We start from the raw sequence: 1,466 nt of genomic DNA, 5'->3' as shown, positions 1-1,466 counted from the left end.
CGCCGATCCTCGCCGCCGCGGACGGCACCGTGACCGTGGCCGAGTTCTCCGGCGGCTACGGCGGGCTCATCGTCATCGAGCACCAGATTGACGGGCAGACCGTGGCGACCGCGTACGCGCATATGTGGCAGTCCGGCATCCACGTCGCGGCCGGTGACCGGGTGACCGCGGGTCAGCACATCGGCGATGTCGGCAGCTCCGGGAACAGCACGGGACCGCATCTGCATTTCGAGGTCCGGCCCGGCGGCACGACCGGCGAGGCCGTCGACGCCGCAGCGTGGCTCAACGATCACAACGCGGCCGACCTGCCTGAAGCCACGGTCGGCAGCCCCGCCGACTGCGACACCAGCGGCGGCACCGCGGGCGCGCCGGCCCCATTGGACGGCGACCCCGACCAGATGGTCGATGACCCCACCAGCAGCGGGCAGATCACCGCGCGCATGGCGCATGTCATGGCCCAGGCCCGCGCCGCCTTCCCCGACACCTCGTGGGCGTGCTACTCGCCCCGTCCCGGCACCGTCTCCGAACACCCGCTGGGCCGCGCCTGTGACGTGACATTCGGCAACGCCATCGGCCAGTACCCGACGCCCGCGCAACTCGAAGCCGGATGGGCGCTCACGAACTGGATCAAAGACCACGCCGAGGTCCTGGGCGTGGAGTACCTGATCTGGCAAGGCCAGATATGGTCCCTCGCACGCGCCGCCGAAGGCTGGCGCCCCTACAACGGCGGCGGGATGCACGACCCCGGCAACGTGACCGGCGGGCACTTCGACCACCTGCACATCACCGTCCAAGCCGGCGGTGCGTAATGGACGTGTTCCCCGACTTCGACGGGCTGGGCGGCATCGGTGATCTGAAACAGGTCATCGGCGCCCTGCTGACGATCGTACTGATCGTCGCAGTGCTCATGGTCATCGTCTCCGCGATCTGCTGGGCGTTCGGCGCCTCGCACGGCAACCCCGCCCTCGCCTCCAAAGGCAGGGTCGGGGTGCTCGTCGGCGTCGGAGCCGCCGCGCTCGCCGGCGCCGGGGTCGCGTGGGTGAACTGGCTCATCGCCCTCGGCAACCAGCTCTGACCCGCACCGAGTAAAGGCCCGCACGTGGACGGGGCCTTCATCATGCCCTCACGCGCTGGCTGGGTGTCCAGTCGCTCTCCGGCCTACCTCGCCGCCACAAGCCATCCGCCCACGCGAGGGAGTAACCGCCGTGATCGACATCGACCCCAACAGCAACGGCCTGCCCGGCATCGAACAGCTCCGCACCATCGTCGGCGCCGTGATGACGGTCGGCCTGATCCTCAGCGTCCTGGCGCTGATCGTGAGCGCGATCGTGTGGGCCTACGGCTCCAACAGCTCGAACCCGCACCTGGCGGGCAGGGGCAAGCTGGGCGTCCTCATCTCCTGCGGCGCCGCGGTGATATGCGGCGCGGCGGTAACGCTCGTGAACTTCTTCTGGAACGTCGGCCAG

Annotated in this window: 3 protein-coding genes; all 3 read left to right on the top strand. The window is 69.8% G+C overall.

Annotation, left to right across the window (positions count from 1 at the left end; genetic code table 11):
- On the top strand, window positions 1-809 hold an 809-nt coding region (locus N864_RS22210), incomplete at its 5' end, for a M23 family metallopeptidase (protein WP_034722684.1).
- Window positions 809-1,075 carry a DUF6112 family protein gene (locus N864_RS22205; RefSeq protein ID WP_034722682.1) on the top strand — a complete coding sequence of 89 codons (267 nt, stop codon included), beginning with the start codon at window positions 809-811 and terminating at the stop codon, window positions 1,073-1,075. The genes N864_RS22210 and N864_RS22205, both read left to right, overlap by 1 nt.
- 130 nt (window positions 1,076-1,205) lie before the next feature.
- On the top strand, window positions 1,206-1,466 hold a 261-nt coding region (locus N864_RS22200; RefSeq protein ID WP_051518937.1), incomplete at its 3' end, for a DUF6112 family protein.

This window comes from Intrasporangium chromatireducens Q5-1, assembly GCF_000576575.1.
Lineage (GTDB): Bacteria > Actinomycetota > Actinomycetes > Actinomycetales > Dermatophilaceae > Intrasporangium_A > Intrasporangium_A chromatireducens.
Note: the sequence above shows the minus strand (reverse complement) of the source record. Positions and strands in the feature narration are given on the sequence as shown.

Coding starts and splice junctions, on each gene's coding strand:
- N864_RS22205 (WP_034722682.1), top strand. CDS start 809: ATGGACGTGTTCCCCGACTTCGACGGGCTGGGCGGCATCGGTGATCTG.